This window comes from Tardiphaga sp. P9-11 (assembly GCF_008329525.1).
In the GTDB taxonomy this organism is placed as follows: Bacteria; Pseudomonadota; Alphaproteobacteria; order Rhizobiales; family Xanthobacteraceae; genus Tardiphaga.
Window position 1 is genome coordinate 1,261,172 of sequence record NZ_NPKQ01000001.1, and the last position, 21,779, is coordinate 1,282,950.

The 21,779-nt window shown below is 61.6% G+C and carries 21 protein-coding genes; 15 read left to right on the forward strand and 6 right to left on the reverse strand.

Going from position 1 to position 21,779, the window contains the following annotated elements:
* Positions 1 to 16 precede the first annotated feature (16 nt).
* From wrbA to CIW50_RS05810, 3 genes are all read left to right on the forward strand, one after another.
* Positions 17 to 616 (forward strand): NAD(P)H:quinone oxidoreductase, encoded by a 600-nt coding sequence (wrbA, locus tag CIW50_RS05800; RefSeq protein ID WP_149530247.1) that lies wholly within the window; start codon positions 17 to 19, stop codon positions 614 to 616.
* 277 nt (positions 617 to 893) lie between these two features.
* The gene (locus CIW50_RS05805; RefSeq protein WP_149530248.1) at positions 894 to 1,268 is read left to right on the forward strand and encodes a winged helix-turn-helix domain-containing protein; all 375 of its coding nucleotides are present in this window, start codon (positions 894 to 896) and stop codon (positions 1,266 to 1,268) included.
* A 147-nt stretch (positions 1,269 to 1,415) separates the two neighbouring features.
* Entirely contained in the window at positions 1,416 to 1,982 is a 567-nt protein-coding gene (locus CIW50_RS05810; protein ID WP_149530441.1) for a DUF2478 domain-containing protein, read from the forward strand.
* 21 nt (positions 1,983 to 2,003) lie between these two features.
* Here CIW50_RS05810 and CIW50_RS05815 read toward each other — a convergent pair whose 3' ends face one another.
* The 3 genes from CIW50_RS05815 to CIW50_RS05825 form a co-directional block, all read right to left on the reverse strand.
* Entirely contained in the window at positions 2,004 to 2,666 is a 663-nt protein-coding gene (locus CIW50_RS05815) for a sulfite oxidase-like oxidoreductase (RefSeq protein WP_149530249.1), read from the reverse strand.
* Between the two features lie 30 nt (positions 2,667 to 2,696).
* Entirely contained in the window at positions 2,697 to 3,932 is a 1,236-nt protein-coding gene (locus tag CIW50_RS05820) for an MFS transporter (RefSeq protein ID WP_149530442.1), read from the reverse strand.
* Between the two features lie 388 nt (positions 3,933 to 4,320).
* Positions 4,321 to 5,748 carry an amidase gene (locus CIW50_RS05825; RefSeq protein WP_149530250.1) on the reverse strand — a complete coding sequence of 476 codons (1,428 nt, stop codon included), beginning with the start codon at positions 5,746 to 5,748 and terminating at the stop codon, positions 4,321 to 4,323.
* 132 nt (positions 5,749 to 5,880) lie between these two features.
* On the opposite strand from CIW50_RS05825, the gene CIW50_RS05830 reads away from it, so the two are divergent.
* Entirely contained in the window at positions 5,881 to 6,726 is an 846-nt protein-coding gene (locus tag CIW50_RS05830) for an alpha/beta hydrolase (protein WP_149530251.1), read from the forward strand.
* 84 nt (positions 6,727 to 6,810) lie between these two features.
* Here the strand turns inward: CIW50_RS05830 and CIW50_RS05835 are convergent, their stop codons facing one another.
* The gene (locus CIW50_RS05835; protein ID WP_149530252.1) at positions 6,811 to 7,242 is read right to left on the reverse strand and encodes a winged helix-turn-helix transcriptional regulator; all 432 of its coding nucleotides are present in this window, start codon (positions 7,240 to 7,242) and stop codon (positions 6,811 to 6,813) included.
* Between the two features lie 156 nt (positions 7,243 to 7,398).
* On the opposite strand from CIW50_RS05835, the gene CIW50_RS05840 reads away from it, so the two are divergent.
* Positions 7,399 to 8,274 (forward strand): alpha/beta fold hydrolase, encoded by an 876-nt coding sequence (locus tag CIW50_RS05840; protein ID WP_149530253.1) that lies wholly within the window; start codon positions 7,399 to 7,401, stop codon positions 8,272 to 8,274.
* A 20-nt stretch (positions 8,275 to 8,294) separates the two neighbouring features.
* The gene (locus tag CIW50_RS05845) at positions 8,295 to 9,296 is read left to right on the forward strand and encodes an NADP-dependent oxidoreductase (protein WP_149530254.1); all 1,002 of its coding nucleotides are present in this window, start codon (positions 8,295 to 8,297) and stop codon (positions 9,294 to 9,296) included.
* 10 nt (positions 9,297 to 9,306) lie between these two features.
* Here CIW50_RS05845 and CIW50_RS05850 read toward each other — a convergent pair whose 3' ends face one another.
* Positions 9,307 to 10,317, reverse strand: coding sequence for a polyprenyl synthetase family protein (locus CIW50_RS05850; protein ID WP_149530255.1), 1,011 nt, complete (start codon positions 10,315 to 10,317; stop codon positions 9,307 to 9,309).
* 235 nt (positions 10,318 to 10,552) lie between these two features.
* Between CIW50_RS05850 and CIW50_RS05855 the strand changes: the two genes are divergently transcribed.
* From CIW50_RS05855 to CIW50_RS05885, 7 genes are all read left to right on the forward strand, one after another.
* Complete coding sequence (locus CIW50_RS05855; RefSeq protein ID WP_116661319.1) at positions 10,553 to 10,780, forward strand: putative signal transducing protein; 228 nt, start codon at positions 10,553 to 10,555, stop codon at positions 10,778 to 10,780.
* A 4-nt stretch (positions 10,781 to 10,784) separates the two neighbouring features.
* Entirely contained in the window at positions 10,785 to 11,549 is a 765-nt protein-coding gene (locus CIW50_RS05860; RefSeq protein ID WP_149530256.1) for a tRNA1(Val) (adenine(37)-N6)-methyltransferase, read from the forward strand.
* 235 nt (positions 11,550 to 11,784) lie between these two features.
* The gene (locus CIW50_RS05865; protein ID WP_149530257.1) at positions 11,785 to 12,669 is read left to right on the forward strand and encodes a S49 family peptidase; all 885 of its coding nucleotides are present in this window, start codon (positions 11,785 to 11,787) and stop codon (positions 12,667 to 12,669) included.
* Between the two features lie 108 nt (positions 12,670 to 12,777).
* Complete coding sequence (locus tag CIW50_RS05870; RefSeq protein ID WP_089262464.1) at positions 12,778 to 12,969, forward strand: hypothetical protein; 192 nt, start codon at positions 12,778 to 12,780, stop codon at positions 12,967 to 12,969.
* A gap of 406 nt (positions 12,970 to 13,375) precedes the next feature.
* Entirely contained in the window at positions 13,376 to 14,308 is a 933-nt protein-coding gene (locus CIW50_RS05875; protein WP_149530258.1) for a glycine--tRNA ligase subunit alpha, read from the forward strand.
* The gene (gene glyS / locus CIW50_RS05880) at positions 14,308 to 16,398 is read left to right on the forward strand and encodes a glycine--tRNA ligase subunit beta (protein WP_149530259.1); all 2,091 of its coding nucleotides are present in this window, start codon (positions 14,308 to 14,310) and stop codon (positions 16,396 to 16,398) included. The genes CIW50_RS05875 and glyS overlap by 1 nt, the downstream gene beginning before the upstream one ends.
* Before the next feature lie 311 nt (positions 16,399 to 16,709).
* The gene (locus tag CIW50_RS05885) at positions 16,710 to 17,810 is read left to right on the forward strand and encodes a hypothetical protein (RefSeq protein ID WP_149530260.1); all 1,101 of its coding nucleotides are present in this window, start codon (positions 16,710 to 16,712) and stop codon (positions 17,808 to 17,810) included.
* 107 nt (positions 17,811 to 17,917) lie between these two features.
* On the opposite strand, the gene CIW50_RS05890 is transcribed toward CIW50_RS05885, so the two are convergent.
* Entirely contained in the window at positions 17,918 to 18,283 is a 366-nt protein-coding gene (locus tag CIW50_RS05890; protein ID WP_149530261.1) for a DUF1236 domain-containing protein, read from the reverse strand.
* A 246-nt stretch (positions 18,284 to 18,529) separates the two neighbouring features.
* Between CIW50_RS05890 and CIW50_RS05895 the strand changes: the two genes are divergently transcribed.
* On the forward strand, positions 18,530 to 18,688 hold the full coding sequence (locus CIW50_RS05895; RefSeq protein ID WP_081421867.1) for a DUF3096 domain-containing protein: 159 nt from the start codon (positions 18,530 to 18,532) through the stop codon (positions 18,686 to 18,688).
* A gap of 118 nt (positions 18,689 to 18,806) precedes the next feature.
* Positions 18,807 to 21,767, forward strand: coding sequence for a pyruvate, phosphate dikinase (gene ppdK, locus CIW50_RS05900; protein WP_172980226.1), 2,961 nt, complete (start codon positions 18,807 to 18,809; stop codon positions 21,765 to 21,767).
* The last annotated feature ends 12 nt before the right edge of the window (positions 21,768 to 21,779 follow it).

The following is a 21,779-nucleotide window of genomic DNA, read 5'->3' on the forward strand; positions in this document are numbered from 1 at the left end:
CCAACGGAGACTGACCATGACCAAAGTACTCGTTCTGTATTATTCCGCTTATGGCCACATCGAAGCGATGGCCAATGCCGTCGCCGAAGGTGCCCGCGAAGCCGGCGCCACTGTCGATATCAAGCGCGTGCCTGAACTGGTGCCTGCCGAGGTCGCCAAGGCGTCCTACTACAAGATGGACCAGGCAGCGCCGATCGCGACCATCGACGATCTCGCCAATTACGACGCGATCATCGTCGGCACCGGCACCCGCTTCGGCCGCATGGCCTCGCAGATGGCCAACTTCCTCGATCAGGCCGGTGGCCTGTGGATGAAGGGCGCGCTGCATGGCAAGGTCGGCGGTGCCTTCACGTCGACCGCGACCCAGCACGGTGGCCAGGAAACCACGCTGTTCTCCATCATCACCAACCTGCTGCATTTCGGCATGACCATCGTTGGCCTCAATTACGGCTTCCAGGGCCAGATGAAGCTCGATGAAGTCACCGGCGGTTCGCCCTATGGCGCGACCACGCTGACCGGTGGTGACGGCAGTCGCCAGCCTTCGGCCAATGAGCTGGCTGGTGCCCGTTATCAGGGCAAGGTGATCGCCGAAACCGCCAAGAAGCTGCATGGCTAACCAAAACGGATAGCAGATACGAAAAAGGCGGCGTTCTGATTGCAGAGCGCCGCCCTATCTATGCCGGGACGAACGGATTCGATTTCATCATGCTCGACGTGTATTTCATTTATCAGCTGGCTCGGCGGCCGTTGCACGCGATCGCGCGGAAATGGGTTTGTCGCGGCATCGCGCATGTGACCAGGGGCGAAGTTGTTTGCCCCGAATGTCGCCAACGCTGAGACGTTCCTTGATTGTCAGACTGGAAACGCTACGTCCGGGGACGTAGACTTGGGTCATGTCCAAACCAGCCAGCTCGCCCGCGCCAGTCCTCAGTATCCGCATCGACCTCGATCCCGAGGGACGGATCGGACCGGGCAAAATCCAGCTCCTCGAACATATTCACGCCACCGGTTCGATTTCGGCCGCCGGCCGCGCCATGGCGATGTCCTACAAACGCGCCTGGGATCTGGTGGATGAACTCAACCGGATCTGCGGGCAGGCGGCCGTCGAGCGCCAGACCGGTGGCAAGAATGGTGGGGGCGCTATCCTCACGCCATTCGGCCTGACGCTCATCAAGCGCTATCGCGGCATCGAGAACGCTGCGACCACCGCCGCGCGCAAGGAGCTGCTGGCGCTGAAGGGCGACATTGGCAAGAAGCGCAGGTTCTAGCTTGCCACCCGCCGGTTCCGCCGTTGTATCCAGATAAATATATCGCGACCGTGATGCCGATCGCGCTTTCGAATGCCTCTATTCTGGACTAGCATTGTGCTGTCCTCGGCCGTTCCCGGCGTGCTGGGTCTCAACTGGAATCCCGCAATGTTCGATGCCCAATGCGATCTGGCTGCGCTGGTCTATGAGAAAGATCAGGATCCCGACGCGGTGCTGCACGCTTTCGCGGCAAATCTGAGCAAGCAGGGCATTCGCGCTGTTGGATTGGTGCAGCTCGGGCATCGCGAATTCGATGTGCCGAAGCTGACCGCAGTGATGTTGCATACCGGTGCGCAGGTGCGCTTGTTTCAGGATCTCGGCCCCGGCGCGAAGGGCTGCAAGCTGGACGTCGGACAATTGCTCGATGCGGGTACGCAGGTCGCCGACGCTATCGACCAGGGCGCAGATCTTGTCATCATCAACCGGTTCGGTAAGCAGGAGCGCGAGGGCAAGGGGCTGGCCTATCTGATCGAACGCGCACTCTCGAGCGATATCCCCGTGGTGATCGCAGTGCCGTCGCATCGCTTTCCCGAATGGATCGAGTTTGCCGATGGCATGAGCGTCAAGCTGCATTGCGATCGCGAGTCGCTCGATGGCTGGTGGGCGAAAGTCTCCTGCCGCAGCGAGGGGCTCATGCGTCAGGACCATCGCAGCGTTTGCGAAGTGCTGAAATAGAGTTTCATCAACGCGTCGCCATCAATCGTCCGAATACCGTTGCTCCTGCCACGGATCGCCGCGGTTGTGGTAGCCGCGGACTTCCCAATAACCGGGCTTGTCGTCGCCGACGAATTCGATGCGCTGCAGCCACTTGGCGCTCTTCCAGAAATACAGATGCGGCACGATCACGCGCACCGGGCCGCCATGGTCGCGCTCGATCGGCGTGCCCTGCCACGAATGCGCCAGCAGCGCGTCCTCCGCGGCGAAATCTTCCAGCGACAGGTTCGTAGTGTAGCCGTCATGGGATTCCAGTACGACGAAGCGGGCATCCGGCTTCGGCTGGCAGGCATCCAGCAACGCACGTGTCGACAGACCCTCCCACTGGTTGTCGTAACGCGACCAGGTGGTGACGCAGTGGATGTCGGAAATGAAGGTGGATTGCGGTGCTGCGGAAAACTGCGCGAAATCCCAGAACAGCGGCGTCTCGACGGCGCCATAGACATCGAGGCGCCAGCGCTCGCGGGAAATGTTGGGCGTAATGCCCAGATCCAGCACCGGCCAGTCCTGGGTGAGGTGCTGGCCGGGTGGAAGTCTTTGGTCTTCCGGGCGCGCAATCTTGCCGGTGAGAAACCGGCCCTCGCGCGCCCAGCGCTGTTTGGTTTGCGTCAGCTTGGAATCCGGCGGGGTGTGGTCCTCGGTCATGGCTGACGCTCCGTGTTCAGACTGTGACTATCACTCGTGACGATGCATCGCCGACTTGTGCTTGGTGTCGCGCATGGTGGCGTAAATCAGCAGTGACAGGAAGATCATGCCCGACAGATAATAGTAGAACCACTGTTCATGGCCTATCTGCTTGAAGTACAGCGCGATCGCCGGCGCCGTACCGCCGAAGATCGACACCGTCAGCGCATAGGGCACGCCGACGCCCAGCGCACGGATATTGGTCGGGAACAGTTCGGCCTTCACCACCGCATTGATCGAGGTATAGCCGGCGACGAAGATCCAGGCGCCGCAGATCAGCAGGAACGCTGTGAACGGCGACTTGGTGGTCTGCAGTGTCGTGAGGATCGGAACGGTTGCCAGTGTGCCGGCAACGCCGAAGAAGATCAGCAGCGGCTTGCGGCCGATGCGGTCGGAAATGGCGCCATAGATCGGCTGCAGCAGGCAGGCAAACACCAGCGTGCCGAAGATCACCGTGGTGGTTTGGTCGGCGGTAAGGCCTACCGACAGCTTCACGAAGGTCTGCATGTAGGTTGTGAAGGTGTAGAATGCAGCGGTACCGCCGGCGGTCAGGCCGACGACCAGCAGAAGTTCGCGTGGATAGGCTAGCAGCGCGCGCAGCGAGCCGCGCGGCTTCTTCAGCTTCCTGGCTTCGATGAACTGCTCGGTCTCGTGCATGTCACGACGCATCACGGCGGCGAAGATTGCTAGCGCGGCGCCGATCACGAACGGAGTACGCCAGCCCCAGTCCTTCAGTTCCTGCTCGGTGAGGAACACCTTCTGCAGCAACAGGAGGACGATGATCGCGGTCAACTGGCCGCCGATCAGCGTGACGTATTGAAAGCTTGAATAGAAGCCGCGATGGTTGGGATCGGCAACTTCCGAGAGATAGGTAGCGCTGGCGCCGTATTCGCCGCCGAGGCTGAGGCCTTCGATGATGCGGGCGAAGGCGAGAATGATCGGCGCCGCGATGCCGATGGTTGCATAAGTCGGCGTGCAGGCGATGATCAGCGAGCCGAAGCACATGCACAGCACCGAGATCGTCAGCGACAGGCGACGGCCATAGGCATCGGCGAGATAGCCGAACAGCCAGCCGCCGAGCGGCCGCATCAGGAAGGTTGCGGCGAACAGCACGGCCGCATTGAGCTGCTGAACGACAGGGTCGGAGTTCGGGAAGAAGGCCGGCGCGAAATACAATGCGAAGGCGGTATAGGCGTAGAAGTCGTACCACTCGACGAGATTGCCCATCGAGCCGATGAAGATCGCCTTGATCCGCTTTTTCGCATCGTCGAAGTGGAGTTTGCCGTCCGCCGGGGGTGCGAATTGTTCAGCCACGTAAAGCCCTCATATTCCGTGAAATGAAATGCTCCGTTGCCACGCGCGGCACGAAAAGCCAATGCCGCGGAATGCATTGCTGGTGGCAAAAGAACCTCCGATTGCCTGTAGCACAGGCAGCCTGCGGCGCAATGTCGCGATATCGTGGGATTGTTGCGGCGCACTATCGACGAAAGTCGAATAGAGAAGCACTCCGGTGCTTCCTGGATACGGTCTTGGTGACCGCCATCCTCTCAGTCGTCATGCCCGGGCTAAAGCGCGAAGCCTTGCTTCGTGCTCGCCCGGCGATGACAGCGTTGCGTTACTTCGCCGGGCGCGGATCGATCGGCGTGGAATCGCGCAGGCCCAGAATGTCCTCCAGCACGCGCGCACCGGCGAGCAACGAGGCTTCGCCGCGCGGCGGGCCGACTACCTGCAATCCGACCGGCAGGCCGGTCGAAGTGAAGCCGCAGGGCATCGACAGTGCCGGGCAGCAGGTCAGCGTGATCGCATAGACGATGCCCAGCCACTGCACGTAGTTGTCGAATTTGGTGCCGTTGCATTCGGCGAGATAGCGCTGCTCGATCGGGAACGGCGGCGTGATGGTCGCCGGGCAAAGCAGCAGGTCATACTTCTGGAAGAACTCGTAGGCGCGCGCCGCGAGCGTAACGCGCTGTGCTTCCGCCTTGGCAAGATCCTCGACCCTGAGCTTCAGGCCTTCCTCGATATTCCAGATCACTTCCGGCTTCAGCTTGTCGCGGTGGTCGCGCAGCAGGCCGAGTTTCGATATCGCGAAGTCATAGGCGCGCAGCACGTGGAAGCATTCGTGCGCTTCGCGGAGATCAGGATGCGCTTCCTCGACGATGACACCTGCTTCGGCGAACTTTTCGGCAGCCTTGCGGGTGAGCGCTGCCACTTCCGGATCGACCGGCGTGATACCGAGGTCAGGTGAGTAGGCGATGCGCTTCGGCTTGGTGCCGGCGCGCACAGCCGAGCGGAACGAGGTCGGCAGTTTCGGCAGCGAGATCAGATCGGCAGGATGTTCGCCGCTCATGGCGTCGAGCATCAGCGCGAGGTCTTCCACATTGCGGGCCATCGGGCCCTGCACGCTCACCATCCGGGCGAGTGCCACGGACGGCGTCGACGCCACGCGGCCGACGCTCGGACGCAGGCCGACGATGCCGCAGAAGCTGGCGGGATTGCGCAGCGAACCGCCCATGTCGGAGCCATGCGCGATCCAGGCTGTTCCGCTGGCGAGCGCCGCGGCAGCGCCACCCGAGGAGCCGGCTGCCGACTTCGACAGGTCCCACGGATTCAGTGTCGCACCGAACACTTCGTTGAACGTATTGGCGCCCGCGCCGAATTCAGGCGTGTTGGATTTCGCATAGATCACGCCGCCGTTTTCTTCGAGGCGTTCGACGAGGACGTTGGACTTGGCCGCCACCACATCCTTGTAGATCGTCGACCCCTGCGTGGTGCGCACGCCGGCAACGGAAGTGAGATCCTTGATCGGCACCGGCAGGCCGGCGAGGATGCCGCGCTGGCCGAGCGGCTTCTTCATCAGCTCTTTCGCAGCATCGCGTGCGCGATCGAAACACAAAATCGGCAGCGCGTTGACCTGGCCATCATCGACCTCCTTGATGCGGGCTTCCAGCGCGTCCAGCAGGTCGAGCGGCGTCACCGTTCCGGCATTGAGTTGATCGACCACGGCGCAGGCCGTTGCTTTGATGAGGTCTTGCTGAGAGGCCACGCACGTCTCCAATTTTGGATGCAGAGCAATTCGTATGCTTGGGATGTCGATCCCGACGTAGCCGTGTAGACTATTTTCTGGATAAATGGGACTCGCAGGCAGTCTCGCCGTACACAATGCAGGGATGCAACCATGAGTAAGCCTTTCGGCGATTCCAACTGGCGCGCGATGTCACGCGAACAGCTCGATGCCGGCCTGAACAACTCGACCGCCGTTGCGGGCAGCGCCGATATCGCCGCCGGATGGGGCCAGCGCTCCGATGCCATGAAGGCGAAGTATCCCGCGCATCTCGACGTTGCCTATGGCCCACGCGAGCGCAACAAGTTCGATTTCATCAAGGCTGCCGACGGCGGGCCGACGCTGCTGTTGATTCACGGCGGCTATTGGCAGATGCGCTCGAAGGACTTCTTCACCTGCTTCGCCGCCGGCCCAATCGCCCATGGTATTAACGTCGCCGCGATCGGCTATACACTGGCGCCGGACGCGACGCTCGACGAGATCGTTGCCGAGATGCATGCCGGCGTCGATGCGCTGGTCGAAAAGCTGCGCTCGCTCGGTGGCGATCCGAACCGGATCGTGGTGTCCGGCTGGTCCGCCGGCGGCCACCTCACCTCGACAACGCTGTCGCATCCGAAGGTGAAGGGCGGCGTCGCCATTTCAGGCATCTACGATCTCGAACCGATCCGCGCGTCCTATCTCAACGAGAAGCTGAAGCTCGATGAAGCCATGTCGAAGCGCCAGTCGCCCTTGATGGTCGATGGCGGCCCCAACAAGCCGCTGGCACTGGTCGTGGGCGGTGGCGAATTGCCTATCCTGCGCCAGCAGACCGCAGACCTCGCCGTACATCGCGTGCAGCATGGCCTGCCGGTGAGCTACGAGGAGATCCCGGGCGCGGATCACTTCTCGATCATGAAAGAGCTGGAATCGCCGACGGGGCGGATCACGACGCTGATCAAGGAATTGGTCGCGCGGATTTAAAATCGAGCAACACCTCAAACCGGAAGTGTATTGCGGACGCGGTGCAGCGCTTGTTGCACTGTTTCATCGGCTGTAGCGCGCGATTCATTCGACTGCGACGACGCGAATGGGACGTGTTCCGACCGGGGCGCCGGTTGCGCGATCGATGGTAACGGGATCGATCTCTGTTCCGGTCTCTGCGTCGAAGAACCGGGTAACGTCGCCCCCGCCGCGATGCTTGCGTCCCCACGCACCGATCGCAAACAGCACCGGCAGAAAGTCGCGGCCAGCTTCCGTCAGCACATATTCGTCCCGTGGCGGACGCTCGGAATAGCGGCGCTTCTCCAGCAGCCCCTCGTCGGTCAGCGCTGAAAGACGCCCCGTCAGCATCGTCGGCGCGATACCGAGGCCTTTGCGGAAATCATCGAAGCGGGTCAGCCCCGCATGGGCGTCGCGCATGATCAGCATGCTCCATGCGTCCCCCACTACCGCGAGGCTCCGGGCAATCAGGCATGGCTCATCCGAAAGATTCTTCATGTTGGTATCTTTTTAGTAGTGACTTACTATTGATTTGATAGTAACACCGCTTCCAAGGATGTTCCACGATAAAATGAAGGCAGAAGCGATGAGTATAGGAGAGCGCAGCCGTGTCGGGTTGGTGACAGCACAGGTGTTGCGGCAATGGGGCAAGCAATGACGAATGCTCCTGGCAACGCCGGATCGGGCGCGCGCTACATTGAGGCGCCCAATCTCTCCATCAACGTCGAAGGGACTGCTTTTGCCTATCGAGATCTGGGCCCCCGGGGCGGCGTGCCGCTCATTCTCCTTAACCATTGGGGCGCGGTGCTGGACAATTTCGATCCGAAGATAGTCGATGGTCTCGCCAGCAAGCATCGCGTGATTGCGACCAACTATCGCGGCATCGGTGCGTCGGCCGGCACTGCGCCAGTGACCATCGACGAAATGGCGCGCGACGCGATTGCCCTGATCCGCGCGTTGGGTTTCGAGAAAGTCGATCTGCTCGGTTTTTCCCTTGGAGGATTTGTGGCGCAGGATGTTGCGCTGAAGGCTCCCGGCCTCGTGCGGAAACTCATCCTGACTGGTACCGGTCCTGCGGGCGGCACAGGTATCGACAAGGTCGGAGCGGTGTCCTGGCCGCTCATGATCAAGGGTCTGCTGACGCTGCGCGACCCGAAATTCTATCTGTTTTTCACATCCACGGCCAATGGTCGCCAGGCCGCGAAGGCCTTTCTGAAGCGGTTGAAAGAACGCAAGGCGGACAGGGACAAGGGCCCGACTCCCGGCGCTTTCCTGCGCCAACTCAGGGCAATCAAAGCCTGGGGCCAGCAGGCGCCTCAAAATCTCGCCGATATCAAGATCCCGGTTCTGATCGCGAATGGCGACAACGATATCATGGTGCCGACCGTGAACAGTACCGACATGGCCCAACGCATCTCCGGAGCACAACTGGTGATCTACGAAGACGCCGGGCATGGCGGGATATTCCAGTACCACGCCGATTTCGTGCCGAAGGCTCTTTCCTTCCTGAGCGACTGGCGCCGCTGCTAACTTGAGATTGGAGAAAGCCCATGAAGGCATTCGTCGTTGATAAGTACAAAAAGAAAGGCGCTCTGCGTCTGGCCAACGTGCCCGAACCGGAGGTGCAGGACACTGATGTCCTAGTCGGGATTCACGCCACGGCTGTGAACCTGCTGGATTCCAAGCTCAGGGATGGAGAGTTCAAGCTTATTCTTCCCTATCGTCCGCCTTTCACCCTGGGTCACGACGTCGCCGGAACGGTTATCAGGACAGGACCCAGGGCCAGCCGGTTCAAGGTGGGCGACGAAGTCTATGCGCGGCCGCGCGATCATCGGGGCGGTACATTCGCCGAATTCATCGCCATCAATGAAGCTGACGTGGCGCTGAAGCCGAAAAACCTCACCATGGCGGAAGCGGCATCCATCCCGCTGGTGGGGCTGACGGCGTGGCAGGCGCTGGTCGAAGTGGGCAAGGTGAAGCCCGGCCAGAAGGTCTTCATTCAGGCCGGCTCCGGTGGTGTCGGGACTTTTGCAATCCAGCTCGCCAAGCATCTCGGTGCGACAGTTGCGACGACGACCAGTGCAAAGAATGCCGAACTGGTCAAAAGTCTCGGGGCGGATGTGGTCATCGACTACAAGACGCAGGACTTCGAGAAGGTCCTGTCGGGCTACGATCTTGTGCTGAATAGTCAGGATCCAAAGACGCTCGATAAATCTCTGGGTGTGCTCAAGCCGGGCGGCCAGCTCATTTCCATTTCCGGTCCGCCCGATCCGGCCTTCGCCAAGGAAGCCGGTCTGAACCTGTTCCTGAAACTGGTCATGCGTCTGCTGAGCCGTGGCGTGAGGAAAAAAGCCGAGCGCCTCGGCCTACGCTATTCATTCCTGTTCATGCGCGCGCAGGGGCAGCAGTTGAGTGAAATTACGTCCCTGATCGAAGCCGGCGTGATCCGACCGGTCGTCGACAAGGTGTTCCCGTTCGAGAACACCGGGGATGCACTGGCCTATGTCGAGACCGGCCGCGCGAAGGGCAAGGTCGTCATCACGGTGCAGTGACGTTTGGCCCTTAATGTGTGCGTGCCAGACAGAACGCGACGACCTGCTCGAGCGCGGTCTTCATCGGCGATGACGGGAACAGCGCCAGCGCATCGACGGCCATGGCGCCGTAATGCTGGGCGCGGTTGATCGTGTCTTCCAGCGCGCGGTGCTTGGTCATCAATCCGATGGCGTGGTCGAGATCGCCCTCGCCGATCTCGCCGCGCTCCAGCGCCTTGATCCAGAATTCGCGCTCGGCATCGTTGCCGCGGCGGAAAGCGAGCACGACGGGCAGCGTGATCTTGCCCTCGCGGAAATCGTCGCCGACATTCTTGCCGAGCTTGGCGGCCTTGCCGCCGTAGTCGAGCACGTCATCGATGAGCTGGAAGGCAATACCGAGATTCATGCCGACCGAACGGCACGCGGTCTGCTCGGCCTTCGGGCGGTTGGCGATCACCGGGCCGACTTCGCAGGCGGCGGCGAACAGTTCAGCGGTCTTGCCGCGGATCACCGCGAGATATTCGTCTTCAGTGGTGGCGGTGTTCTTGGCGGCGGCGAGCTGCATCACTTCGCCTTCGGCGATGGTGGCGGCTGCCGAGGAAAGAATATCGAGTGCGCGCAGCGAGCCGACTTCGACCATCATGCGGAAGGCCTGGCCGAGCAGGAAGTCGCCGACGAGAACGCTGGCCTCGTTGCCCCACAGCATGCGCGCAGACAGCTTGCCGCGGCGCAATTCGCTCTGGTCGACCACGTCGTCATGCAGCAGCGTCGCAGTGTGCATGAATTCGACGGAGGCCGCGAGCTTGATATGGCCATCGCCGACGTAGCCGGTGAGGTTGGCCATCGCGAGCGTCAGCATCGGCCGTAGCCGCTTGCCGCCCGACGAGATCAGGTGGTTGGCGACCTCGGGGATCATGGTGACTTCCGAGCCGGTCCGCGACAGGATCGTCGCATTGACGCGCTCCATGTCAGAGGCGACAAGGCTGACCAACTGGTCAATCGACGCTGTCGCGTGACTCTCGAAGGGAACAATCACCGCCACGCTGGGGTCTCCGAATGATAAGGGCGCTTCGTCGGGCCATGGAAAAACCCGGCACCGGCAGAGCTCAAGTTCAAATAGGGCGAATTCAGGTTGAAAACAGGTGGTCCCATCTGCTGAATTGACCCGAGAATGATATTGGCCCGCACAATAGAAACTGCGCAGCGGCGCGGCAAGGGCATCGGAACCTTGACTTCATCCAGATACACACCCGGCTACTGACAGGGAGCGCCCCCAATTGCGCGAAATCATGCGGACGAACGATGTGGTGCTGGTCTCGGCCGTGGGCGCGTTGCTCGATGGCGCGAATATCCACCATCTGGTGCTGGACCAGAATATGAGCGTGATCGAGGGATCATTGGGCATCATTCCGCGCCGGATTCTGGTGCATGAGGACGATGACCTGCAGGCGCGCCGGGTGCTGACCGATGCCGGTCTGGCCCATGAGCTGCGGGTGCAGGACTGAGTTTATGGCTGACGCGATCGTGACCACGGAGGACGGCTTCCTGGGCGGCCAATTGAGGCTGCGCCAGCCGAAATCCGGTCATCGCGCCGGCCATGACGCGATTTTGCTGGCTGCCGCAACGTCAGCGCAAGCCGGCCATAAAGTCGTCGATTTGGGATCAGGTGTCGGGACAGCAGGTTTAGCGCTGGCCAGACGGGTCTCCGGCGTGTCCCTGACGCTGGTCGAGATCGATCCGCAACTCGCTGAACTGGCGAGAGAAAACGCTGCGGCGAACGATATTACGGCGGACGTCGTCACGCTCGATGTTGCGTCGAGCGCCGATATTTTCGCTGCCGCAGGTTTGCCGCAAGACAGCGCCGACGCGGTGCTGATGAATCCGCCATTCAACGATCCAGCGCGCCATCGCGCTTCGCCGAACAAGTCGCGTGAGATCGCCCATGTTGCGACGGAAGACACGCTGCCAACATGGATTCACGCGGCGCGCCGTCTACTGAAATCCGGCGGCGTGCTGACATTGATCTGGCGTGCTGATGGTCTGGCTGATGTTCTGGCGGCGCTGGAGCGCGGCTTTGGCAGTGTTGCGATCATGCCGGTGTATGGAGACATCGCAGCGCCGGCCATCAGGGTGCTGGTGCGTGCTATGAAGGGTGGTCGTGCGCCTGCGGCAATTGAGCCGGGCATCTTTCTACGGGATGCGAATGGCGCGCCCGATCTCCATATCCAGCAGGTGCTGGCTGGGCAGGCAGCTTTAGCCTGGGCATCGCTTTAGGCGATGCCGCAGTCAGCGTGTTGGTTTATTGAGGAGCTGTTTCGGAACGTTTCTGCGGCGTCGACGTGAAGTGGATCGCCGTGAGCAGTGTACCGATGATCAGCATCAGCAGATAGATCTTCATGTCTTCTCCCGCTGTGGCGCTGTGGGCTGTTATGGTTTCCCAACGCTGAAAGCGTCTCTCGGTTCAATGACAGCAGCGTGATAAAAGTTGGTTAATGTTGAGGAAATTCGAATGAGCGAATCCAATCTAAAAACGGCGATCACAAGGCTGCTGCCTGCGCGTTTCCGTCGCGCCTCCGCAGTGGTGCCGGTGGTGCGTCTGTCCGGCACGATCGGCGCGGTGACGCCGCTGCGCCCGGGATTATCGCTCGCGGGTGTCGCAAAATTGTTGGACAAGGCGTTTGCGACCAAGAATGCCAAAGCCGTTGCGCTGGTGATCAATTCACCGGGCGGCTCGCCGGTGCAGTCGCGGCAGATCTATCTGCGCATTCGCCAGCTCGCAGCGGAGAAGAAACTGCCGGTGTATGTGTTCGTCGAGGATGTTGCTGCATCCGGCGGTTACATGATCGCCTGCGCGGGCGATGAAATTTTCGTCGATCCTTCGTCCATCGTCGGTTCGATCGGTGTGGTCGGCGGCACCTTCGGTTTTCAGGAACTGATCAAGAAGATCGGTGTCGAACGGCGTCTCTATACGGCGGGTGAGCACAAGGCGATGCTTGATCCGTTTCTGCCGGAAGATCCCGATGATGTGGCGCGGCTGAAATCGCTTCAGCGCGAAATCCACGCCATCTTCATCAACCTCGTGAAGGAAAGTCGCGGCACTCGGCTGAAGGGTGCCGAGGATGTGTTGTTCTCCGGCGAATACTGGGCCGGTGAAAAATCCATCGCGCTTGGTCTCAGCGATGCCATCGGCGATCTGCGCTCGGTGCTGCGCGCGCGCTATGGCGACAAGGTGGAGATGCCGGTGATCGCGCAGCCGACCGGCTTGTTGTCGGGTCTGCTCGGCCGCAAATCGGGAGCGGGCTCGCAGCTTTCGATGGACGGTCTGTCGGGACTGCCGGACCAATTGATCTCGGCGCTGGAGACGCGCGCGCTGTGGTCCAAATACGGCTTTTAGCGGGTTGTTATTGCGCGGCATTTGGCTCAGCAAATGCCGATTGCGGGAAACCGGCGGTTGCGCAAGACTATCGGCAGGGGGCTTGAGATGAACGACAGGAATCGACAAATGCCGCCGCTGGTCGCACTCGCAGGCGCGCTTGGGAGCGCAGCCGTCGTCCGCTGGGCTTACCGAACCGCCAAGCGGATCAATCACGAGTTGGAAGAAGCCCGCCAGGCGCGGGTGGCTGAACGCAGCGGGACCACGGAAGTCCCGACCCTGCGACGCGATCCCGTCACGGGCGCGTATCGGCCGGGCTAGACACCACAAGCCGGCCCCCAAAACATTTGCGCCGGCCCGAGGACGGGGCACGTCCTTGAGGCCGGCGACAAAGTTGGGCTTTCAGGCTTGGAGGTCCCTTGGCCCTGGAGATTTGGACAACTTAAAGACTTGGAGGTCTTCGGCCCGCGCGACTTGGATCGTTCGAGCCTTTCGCTGGGGTAAGTCCCGATGACCGGGTTCGTTCCCACCGATGCCATCAGGATAGCGCGCGTGACTTAACGACTATCCCACCTGATCGGGCCATGTGCCGGTGCGGTTACCCGCCGGTTACCGCCAAATCGGGCCGCATTGCCTTGATTCCGGGGGGCCGCGCCGATACGGTCCGCGCGCTTTGATCCGCCTTGATCCCCTTGGCGAATCCCCGAAAAACGGCCCAGAAACCACCATGGACTCCCTGCCTCCGCACATGCGCCCGGAACGTTCGTTCCAGGGCTTCATTCTCGCTCTGCAGCGGTTTTGGGCCGAGCAGGGCTGCGTGATCCTGCAGCCCTACGACATGGAAATGGGCGCCGGTACCTTCCATCCCGCGACGACCTTGCGCGCGCTGGGGCCTAAGCCCTGGAAGGCCGCCTATGTGCAGCCGTCGCGCCGGCCGAAGGATGGCCGCTACGGCGAGAACCCGAACCGGCTGCAGCATTATTACCAGTTCCAGGTGATTATGAAGCCGTCCCCGCCGAACCTGCAGGATCTTTACCTGCAGTCGCTGAAAGCCATCGGCATCGACACCGCCTTGCATGACGTGCGCTTCGTCGAGGACGACTGGGAAAGTCCGACGCTGGGTGCCTGGGGCCTTGGCTGGGAATGCTGGTGCGACGGCATGGAAGTCAGCCAGTTCACCTACTTCCAGCAGGTCGCCGGCGTCGAATGCGCGCCGGTCGCCGGCGAGCTCACTTACGGTCTCGAACGCCTCGCAATGTATGTGCAGGGCGTCGATCGCGTGTACGATCTCAACTTCAACGGCCGTGACGGCGCCGACAAGGTGACCTATGGCGACGTCTTCCTGCAGGCCGAGCAGGAATATTCGCGGCACAATTTCGAACATGCCGACACCGCGATGCTGTTCGAGCAGTTCAAGATGGCTGAGGCCGCCTGCAGGAAGTATCTCGACGCCGGCTGGAAGGGCGGCAAGCGCGAAGAACATCTGATGGCGCTGCCAGCCTATGACCAGTGCATCAAGGCCAGCCATGTTTTCAATCTGCTCGATGCGCGCGGCGTGATCTCGGTCACCGAACGCCAGAGCTACATCATGCGCGTTCGTGAGCTGGCCAAGGCCTGCGGCGAAGCGTGGGTGCATACCGAAGCCGGAAGTGCTGCCTGATGCCCGATCTCCTTCTCGAACTGTTCTCCGAAGAAATCCCCGCCCGCATGCAGGCCAAGGCGGCGGAAGACCTGCGCCGCATGGTCACTGATCGTCTGGTCGCCGAAGGCCTTGTCTATGAAGGCGCCAAGGCCTTCGCGACGCCGCGTCGTCTGACGCTGACGGTGCATGGCATTCCGGCGCGCCAGTCGGACCTCAAGCAGGAGCGCAAGGGACCGCGCGTCGGTGGCGCCGAAGCCGCGATCCAGGGCTTTCTTAAAGCGACCGGCCTCGCTTCGCTGGATGAAGCCAAGATCCAGCGCGATCCCAAAGGCGATTTCTACATCGCGTTGACGGAGAAGCCGGGCAAGCCGACGGTCGATGTGCTAGCCGAAATCCTGCCGATCATCATCCGCACTTTCCCTTGGCCGAAGCAGATGCGCTGGGGCGCGGCTTCCGCGAAATCAAGTGCGCTGACCTGGGTGCGTCCGCTGCATTCCATCGTCGCGACCTTCGGCATCGAGACCGAAGAACCGGAAGTGGTGCAGTTCGACCTCAGCGGCGTCAGCGTCGGCCAGACCACTTACGGCCATCGCTTCCTTGCGCCCGATGCGATCCAGGTACGTCGCTTCGATGACTACGTGGCGAAGCTGCAGGTCGCCAAGGTCGTGCTCGATCCCGAGCGCCGCAAGGAGATCATCCTGGCCGATGCGCGGCAGCTGACGTTCGCGCAGGGCTATGAGCTGGTCGAAGACCCCGCGCTACTCGACGAAGTGTCTGGTCTGGTCGAATGGCCGGTGGTGCTGATGGGCTCGTTCGACCAAGAGTTTCTGTCGATCCCGGACGAGGTGATCCGCGCCACCATTCGCGCCAATCAGAAATGTTTCGTGGTGCGCGATCCCAAGACCGGGAAGCTCACCAACAAGTTCGTCATCACGGCCAATATCGAAGCCAGCGACGGCGGCACGGCGATTATCGCCGGCAACGAGCGTGTCATCCGCGCGCGCCTGTCGGACGCGAAGTTCTTCTACGAGACGGATCTGAAGACGAAGCTGGAAGCCCGGCTGCCGAAATTCGAGCAGATCGTGTTTCACGAGAAGCTTGGGACGCAGGCCGCGCGTATCGCGCGCATCGAAAAGCTCGCTGCCGAGATCGCGCCACTGGTCGGCGCCGATCCGGCAAAGACCAAGCGTGCGGCGCAGCTCGCGAAGACCGATCTGCTCACCGAAGTGGTCGGCGAGTTTCCAGAGTTGCAGGGCCTGATGGGCAAGTATTACGCGCTAGCGCAAGGCGAAGACGCCGCCGTCGCTGCTGCATCCGAGGATCACTACAAGCCACAGGGGCCGACCGATCGCGTGCCGGGTGATCTCGTCAGTGTCGCCGTGGCGCTAGCGGACAAGCTCGATACGCTGGTGGGTTTCTGGGCGATCGACGAAAAGCCGACGGGATCGAAGGACCCGTTCGCATTGCGTCGTGCGGCGCTCGGTGTGATCCGTCTGATCATCGAAAACAATCTGCGCCTCAAGCTGAAGTCTGTCGCGTTGTCTCATGCATCGACGATGACCAGCTATGACGAGGGCAAACCGGCCGACCTGCTCGCCTTCTTCGCCGACCGCCTCAAAGGTCAGCTCCGCGATCAGGGCGCCCGTCATGATCTCGTGGATGCGGTGTTTGCGCTCGGCGGTCAGGACGATCTCCTGATGGTCGTTCGCCGCGTCGAGGCGCTCGGCAAGTTTCTCGACAGCGACGACGGCAAGAATCTGCTGGCCGGCACCAAGCGTGCCAACAATATTCTCGCCATCGAGGAGAAGAAGGACAAACGCAAGTTCGACGGCGCGCCTGATGCTGCGTTGTTCAAGCTCGATGAAGAAAAGGCACTGGCCAAGGCGATTGCCGAGGTCGGCCCGGAAGCGAGCGCGGCTGTCGCCAAGGAAGACTTCGCCAGCGCGATGACGGCCATGGCCAAGCTGCGGCCGGCGGTGGATGCGTTCTTCGACAAGGTGAAGGTCAATGACGACGACGCGGCGGTCCGCGAAAACCGTCTGAAGCTGCTGAACGAGATCCGCGCGGCAACGCGTGCGGTGGCGGATTTTTCGAAGATCCAGGATTGACGATTAGGCGCGCGCGTGTGCGCCCCTAATCGTCATCCCGGGGCGGCCGCAGCGGCGAAGCCGCGGAGGTCGAACCCGGGATCCCGATATGTTTTGAACACTTCGGGATTCCGGGCTCTCGTTCTCAGATGCTGAGATCGCGCCCCGGAATGACGAGCTTGATTGAGGCGGACGCCAGGCATCGCGCACAAGCCCCCCACGATATTTCCAGCAATCTCCCGAAACATTTACCTTCCCTTAACCACAACTTGAAATGGTCCGGTCCTGTAACGGTTTCTTAACCGTCGCTCCAAGCGCGGACAGGACTGCCCATGACTTCGGTCAATACCGGCCTCAATCCCTATGCCAATTACGGCTCCGCCTATGCGCGTGCTGCCGCCACGGCGCCGCCGTCGCTGGCCAATGCGCTGAATGCCAATGAGAGCGCATCCTCGTATTCATCCGACGCGGCGACAAATCTAACGCTGTCGGATGCGGCCCGGGCGAAGCTTGCGAGCTCAGGCCCGGACAAGGATATCGCGACTGTTGTCACTGACCTCAGGGCAAAGCTGGCGGGTCTCTATGTTGCTGCGAAAGCAACTGGGCCGCTGGATGCCAATGGCAAGCTGACCATCGATCTCTCGACGCTGGATCGCCGTTCGCTCTATGCCATGGCCACCAACAATGGCGGCACCTTCACTGCCGACGAACAGAGCGTCGCCAAGACCGAGCTCGGTAATCGCCTCAATGCGGCGCTTGCGCCTGCAGCCGGCACGGCCAAGCTTACAGGCGATTTCAGTGGCATCTACAAGGCCGCGCTGGACTATCTCGATGCCGCCGGCAGCGAAGAAAAGGCGACGGCCACATGGTCCGCGCAGCGCGAGGCCGTGCTGAAGGGCATTCAGGCGACGCAGCAGACGCCGACCAAGGCGCCGTCAGGCATCGTCAACGATCCCGTCGCGGCCTATCTCGCGCAGCCCGATACGACCACGCCCGTGCAGGATATTGCGACGGTGGCAAAAAGCGTGCGCGCGGCGCTGGACGCGCAGGCCAAGGCGGCGCTCGAGTCGGGCAAGGGCGAACTCGTTTACGACAGCCGCCGTAAGACCGGCCAGCTTGCGGATTTCTCCGCCGTCGACAATCGTTCGCTCTCGGCGATCTCGCTCAATCAGAACGGTTTGTTCTCGAAGGAAGAGAGCTTCGCCGCCAAGCAGGTGCTCGATTCACGTAATCGCACCAGCATTCTCGAGGCATTACAGGCAAGCCAGAAAAGCGGCGATCCCACCCAGTTCAGTCTCGGCATTCTCAACACCTATTCGGCGATGAGCGACGAGGAACGCACTGCGTCGAACTGGACGCCAAGCTTCCGCGATAACGCGGTCGCGAGCTACAAGTCGACCAACCACATCCTGTCGCTGCTGAAGAGCTCGTAGTCGCGCGCAAATAAAAAAGCCCCGCCCGGCGGGGGATAACCGGGGCGGGGCTTCTTCGCCCGGTCGCCATTCGCGGCGCCCGAACGAATCTTCTTCAACGTGACGGTCTAGTCGATGACCTGCACGATGCGGCGCGAGCGCGGCTCCACCAGCACGGTCTGACCATTCACCACCGTGTAGCGATACGGCGTCGTCGCGACGGTCTGCGGCACGTCGTAATAGGTCACGCCGGCTTCCGGCAGCGTGGTGCCGACCACGATGCGATCGGGCACGGTGAAGGTCGGCACGCGTTCGCGCACCACATATTCACGGAATGCCGGGCGTTCCTGCACGGTGATGCCATCCGGATCGTTGTTATCAAGGATCACGCGATCGCCGCCCGATACACCGACGGTGACGCCCTGTGCCTGCACGGCCAGTGGCGCGCCGAGCGCACCGACAAGAGCCGCCGCTGCAATGAGTTTGTTACGCATGGTGTTCTCCTTCGTGAACGATGTCCGGCTTGCCGCGCCGGTCTGTGCCATCCAGCCTGGTTTGATTTATTCACCGTCCGCCAATGCATGCCGCCAGCGATCGTTCCGGAATTTTCCACGCGCAATTGCTGGTTTTTGATGCACTGCAGGCAGGTATGCGGGAACCCATTGATGGGCAGGGCGTCTTTATGCTGCTAAATCCCGCGGCGCATCGCACCCGAATCGATTCCCTCACGGAGACACTCCATGGTCATCACGGCAGCTCATATCCAGCCGATCGTCGCGCTCATCGCTGGCGTTCTGATTTTGATCATGCCGCGATTTCTGAATCTGGTGGTGGCGATTTATCTGATCTTCATCGGACTGGCCGGACTCGGCGTCTTCAAGCTGCTCAAAATCGGCTAAATTTCGACACGGCTATTACCTACACGGGTACCTCCGGGCTGCTTGCGCCACGTCCCTGAAACGTGGTGTAACGCGGCACATTTCCCTGTCGTTTCCTCTCGCGGATTGATTGAGAACCATGGCCAAAACCGCCTCGAAGTCCAAGAAAGCCCCTGCGAAGTCAAAGCCCTCAAAGGCTGCGCCGCCGGTCCGCAAGGCGCTTAAGAAGCCAGCTGCCAAGCCTGCAGCGAAATCCGTGGCGAAGGCCAAGACGGCTGTGAAAGCAAAGGTTGCTGCGAAGCCGGTTGCAAAGGCTCCCGCATCCAAGAAGGCGGTAGTGGCCAAATCTTCTGTAGCCAAGACTTCGGTGACCAAGGCCGTCAAGAAGGCCACCAGCAAGCCGGTGACTGACGTCATCAAGGCCGGCAAGTGGGTTTATTCGTTCGGCGGCGGCAAGGCCGAGGGCAAGGCCGGCCTGCGCGACCTGCTCGGTGGCAAGGGCGCGAACCTCGCCGAAATGGCCAATCTGGGTCTGCCGGTGCCTCCGGGTTTCACGATTCCGACCTCGGTCTGCACCTACTTCTACGCGCACGGCAAATCCTATCCGAAGGAATTGCAGGCGCAGGTGGAGAAGGCGCTCGAGGCCGTCGGCAAGATCACCGGCAAGGGCTTCGGCGACGAGAAGAACCCGCTGCTGGTCTCGGTGCGCTCCGGCGCCCGCGCCTCGATGCCGGGCATGATGGACACGGTCCTCAATCTCGGCCTCAACGACACCACGGTGGAAGCGCTCGCTGAACTCTCCGGCGACAAGCGTTTCGCCTATGACAGCTATCGCCGCTTCATCACGATGTATTCCGACGTGGTGCTCGGCTTCGAACATCATCACTTCGAAGACATTCTCGACACCTACAAGGACAACAAGGGCTACACGCTCGACACCGATCTCGATGGTGACGACTGGGTCAAGCTTGTCGGCCAGTACAAGGAAGCCGTCGCGCGCGAAACCGGCAAGGACTTCCCGCAGGATCCGCATGAGCAGCTGTGGGGCGCCGTCGGCGCCGTGTTCTCGTCCTGGATGAATGCCCGCGCGGTGACCTATCGCCGCCTGCATGACATTCCGGAATCCTGGGGCACTGCCGTCAGCGTGCAGGCCATGGTGTTCGGCAATATGGGCGAGACCTCGGCCACCGGCGTTGCGTTCACCCGCAACCCGTCGACCGGCGAGAGCAAGCTGTACGGCGAATTCCTGATCAACGCGCAGGGTGAAGACGTGGTGGCGGGTATCCGCACGCCGCAGGACATCACCGAAGATGCGCGCAAGGAATCCGGTTCGGACAAGGCTTCGATGGAAGCCGCCATGCCGGAGGCCTTCGCCGAACTGACCCGCATCTATATGCAGCTCGAGAAGCACTACCGCGACATGCAGGACATGGAGTTTACGGTCGAACAGGGCCGGCTCTGGATGCTGCAGACTCGGAACGGCAAGCGTACCGCCAAGGCCTCGATCCGCATCGCGGTCGAGCTCGCCAATGAAGGCGTGATCTCGCAGAAGGACGCGGTGTCGCGCATCGATCCAGCCTCGCTGGATCAGCTGCTGCATCCGACCATCGATCCATCGGCCAATCGCGACGTCATCGCGACGGGTCTTCCGGCATCGCCGGGCGCTGCTTCGGGCGAGATCGTGTTCTCGTCGGATGAAGCCGCCAAGCTGCAGGCCGATGGCAAGAAGGTCATTCTCGTTCGCGTCGAAACCTCGCCGGAAGACATTCACGGCATGCATGCCGCCGAAGGCATTCTCACCACACGCGGCGGCATGACCTCGCATGCGGCGGTGGTCGCGCGCGGCATGGGCAAGCCCTGCGTTTCCGGCTGCGGCACCGTTCGCGTCGATTACGGTCGCGGCACCATGACCGTCGGTGGCCGCAGCTTTAAGGCAGGCGACGTCATCACCATCGACGGTTCGGTTGGCCATGTGCTGGCAGGCCGCATGCCGATGATCGAGCCGGAATTGTCGGGCGAATTCGCCACCCTGATGGGCTGGGCCGACAAGGTCCGCAAGCTCAAGGTCCGCGTCAACGGCGACACGCCGGAAGATGCGCGCACCGCCATCAAGTATGGTGCCGAAGGCATCGGCCTGTGCCGCACCGAGCACATGTTCTTCGAAGAGACCCGCATTCGCACCGTGCGTGAGATGATCCTCGCCGAAGACGAGCAGGCCCGCCGCGCCGCGCTCGCCAAGCTGCTCCCGATGCAGCGCGCCGACTTCGTCGAGCTGTTCGAGATCATGAAGGGCCTGCCGGTTACCATCCGTCTGCTCGATCCGCCGCTGCACGAATTCCTGCCGCATACCCAGGGTGAGGTCGAGGAAGTGGCCCGTGTGATGGGCACCGATCCGCGCAAGCTGGCGGACCGCGCGCGCGATCTCGCCGAGTTCAATCCGATGCTCGGCTTCCGCGGCGTACGCATTGCGATCGCCTATCCGGAAATCGCCGAGATGCAGGCGCGCGCGCTGTTCGAAGCCGCGATCGAAGCGGGCAAGCGCACTGGCGAACAGGTCGGCCTCGAAGTCATGGTGCCGCTGATCGTCACCAAGATGGAGTTCGATCTCATCAAGGCGCGTATTGATGCCACTGCGGCTGCGGTGATGAAGGAGACCGGCGGCAAGCTGAACTATTCCGTCGGTACCATGATCGAACTGCCGCGTGCGTGCCTTCTGGCCGGCGAGATCGCCGAGACCGCCGAGTTCTTCTCGTTCGGTACAAACGATCTGACGCAGACCACCTTCGGCATCAGCCGCGACGACGCTGCAAGCTTCCTCGGTACTTATATCGCCAAGGGCATTCTGCCCGTCGATCCGTTCATCACGGTCGATCGCAGCGGTGTCGGCGAGCTGGTGAAGATCGGCGTCGCGCGTGGTCGCAAGACTCGCCCCGATATCAAGGTTGGTATCTGCGGTGAGCACGGCGGCGATCCGGCATCGGTAGCCTTCTGCCATGAGATCGGCCTCGACTACGTATCGTGCTCACCCTATCGCGTACCGATCGCACGTCTCGCTGCCGCACAGGCTGCGCTCGGCAAGGAAATTTCCAGCCAGGCGTAAGTGCTTTTCGAT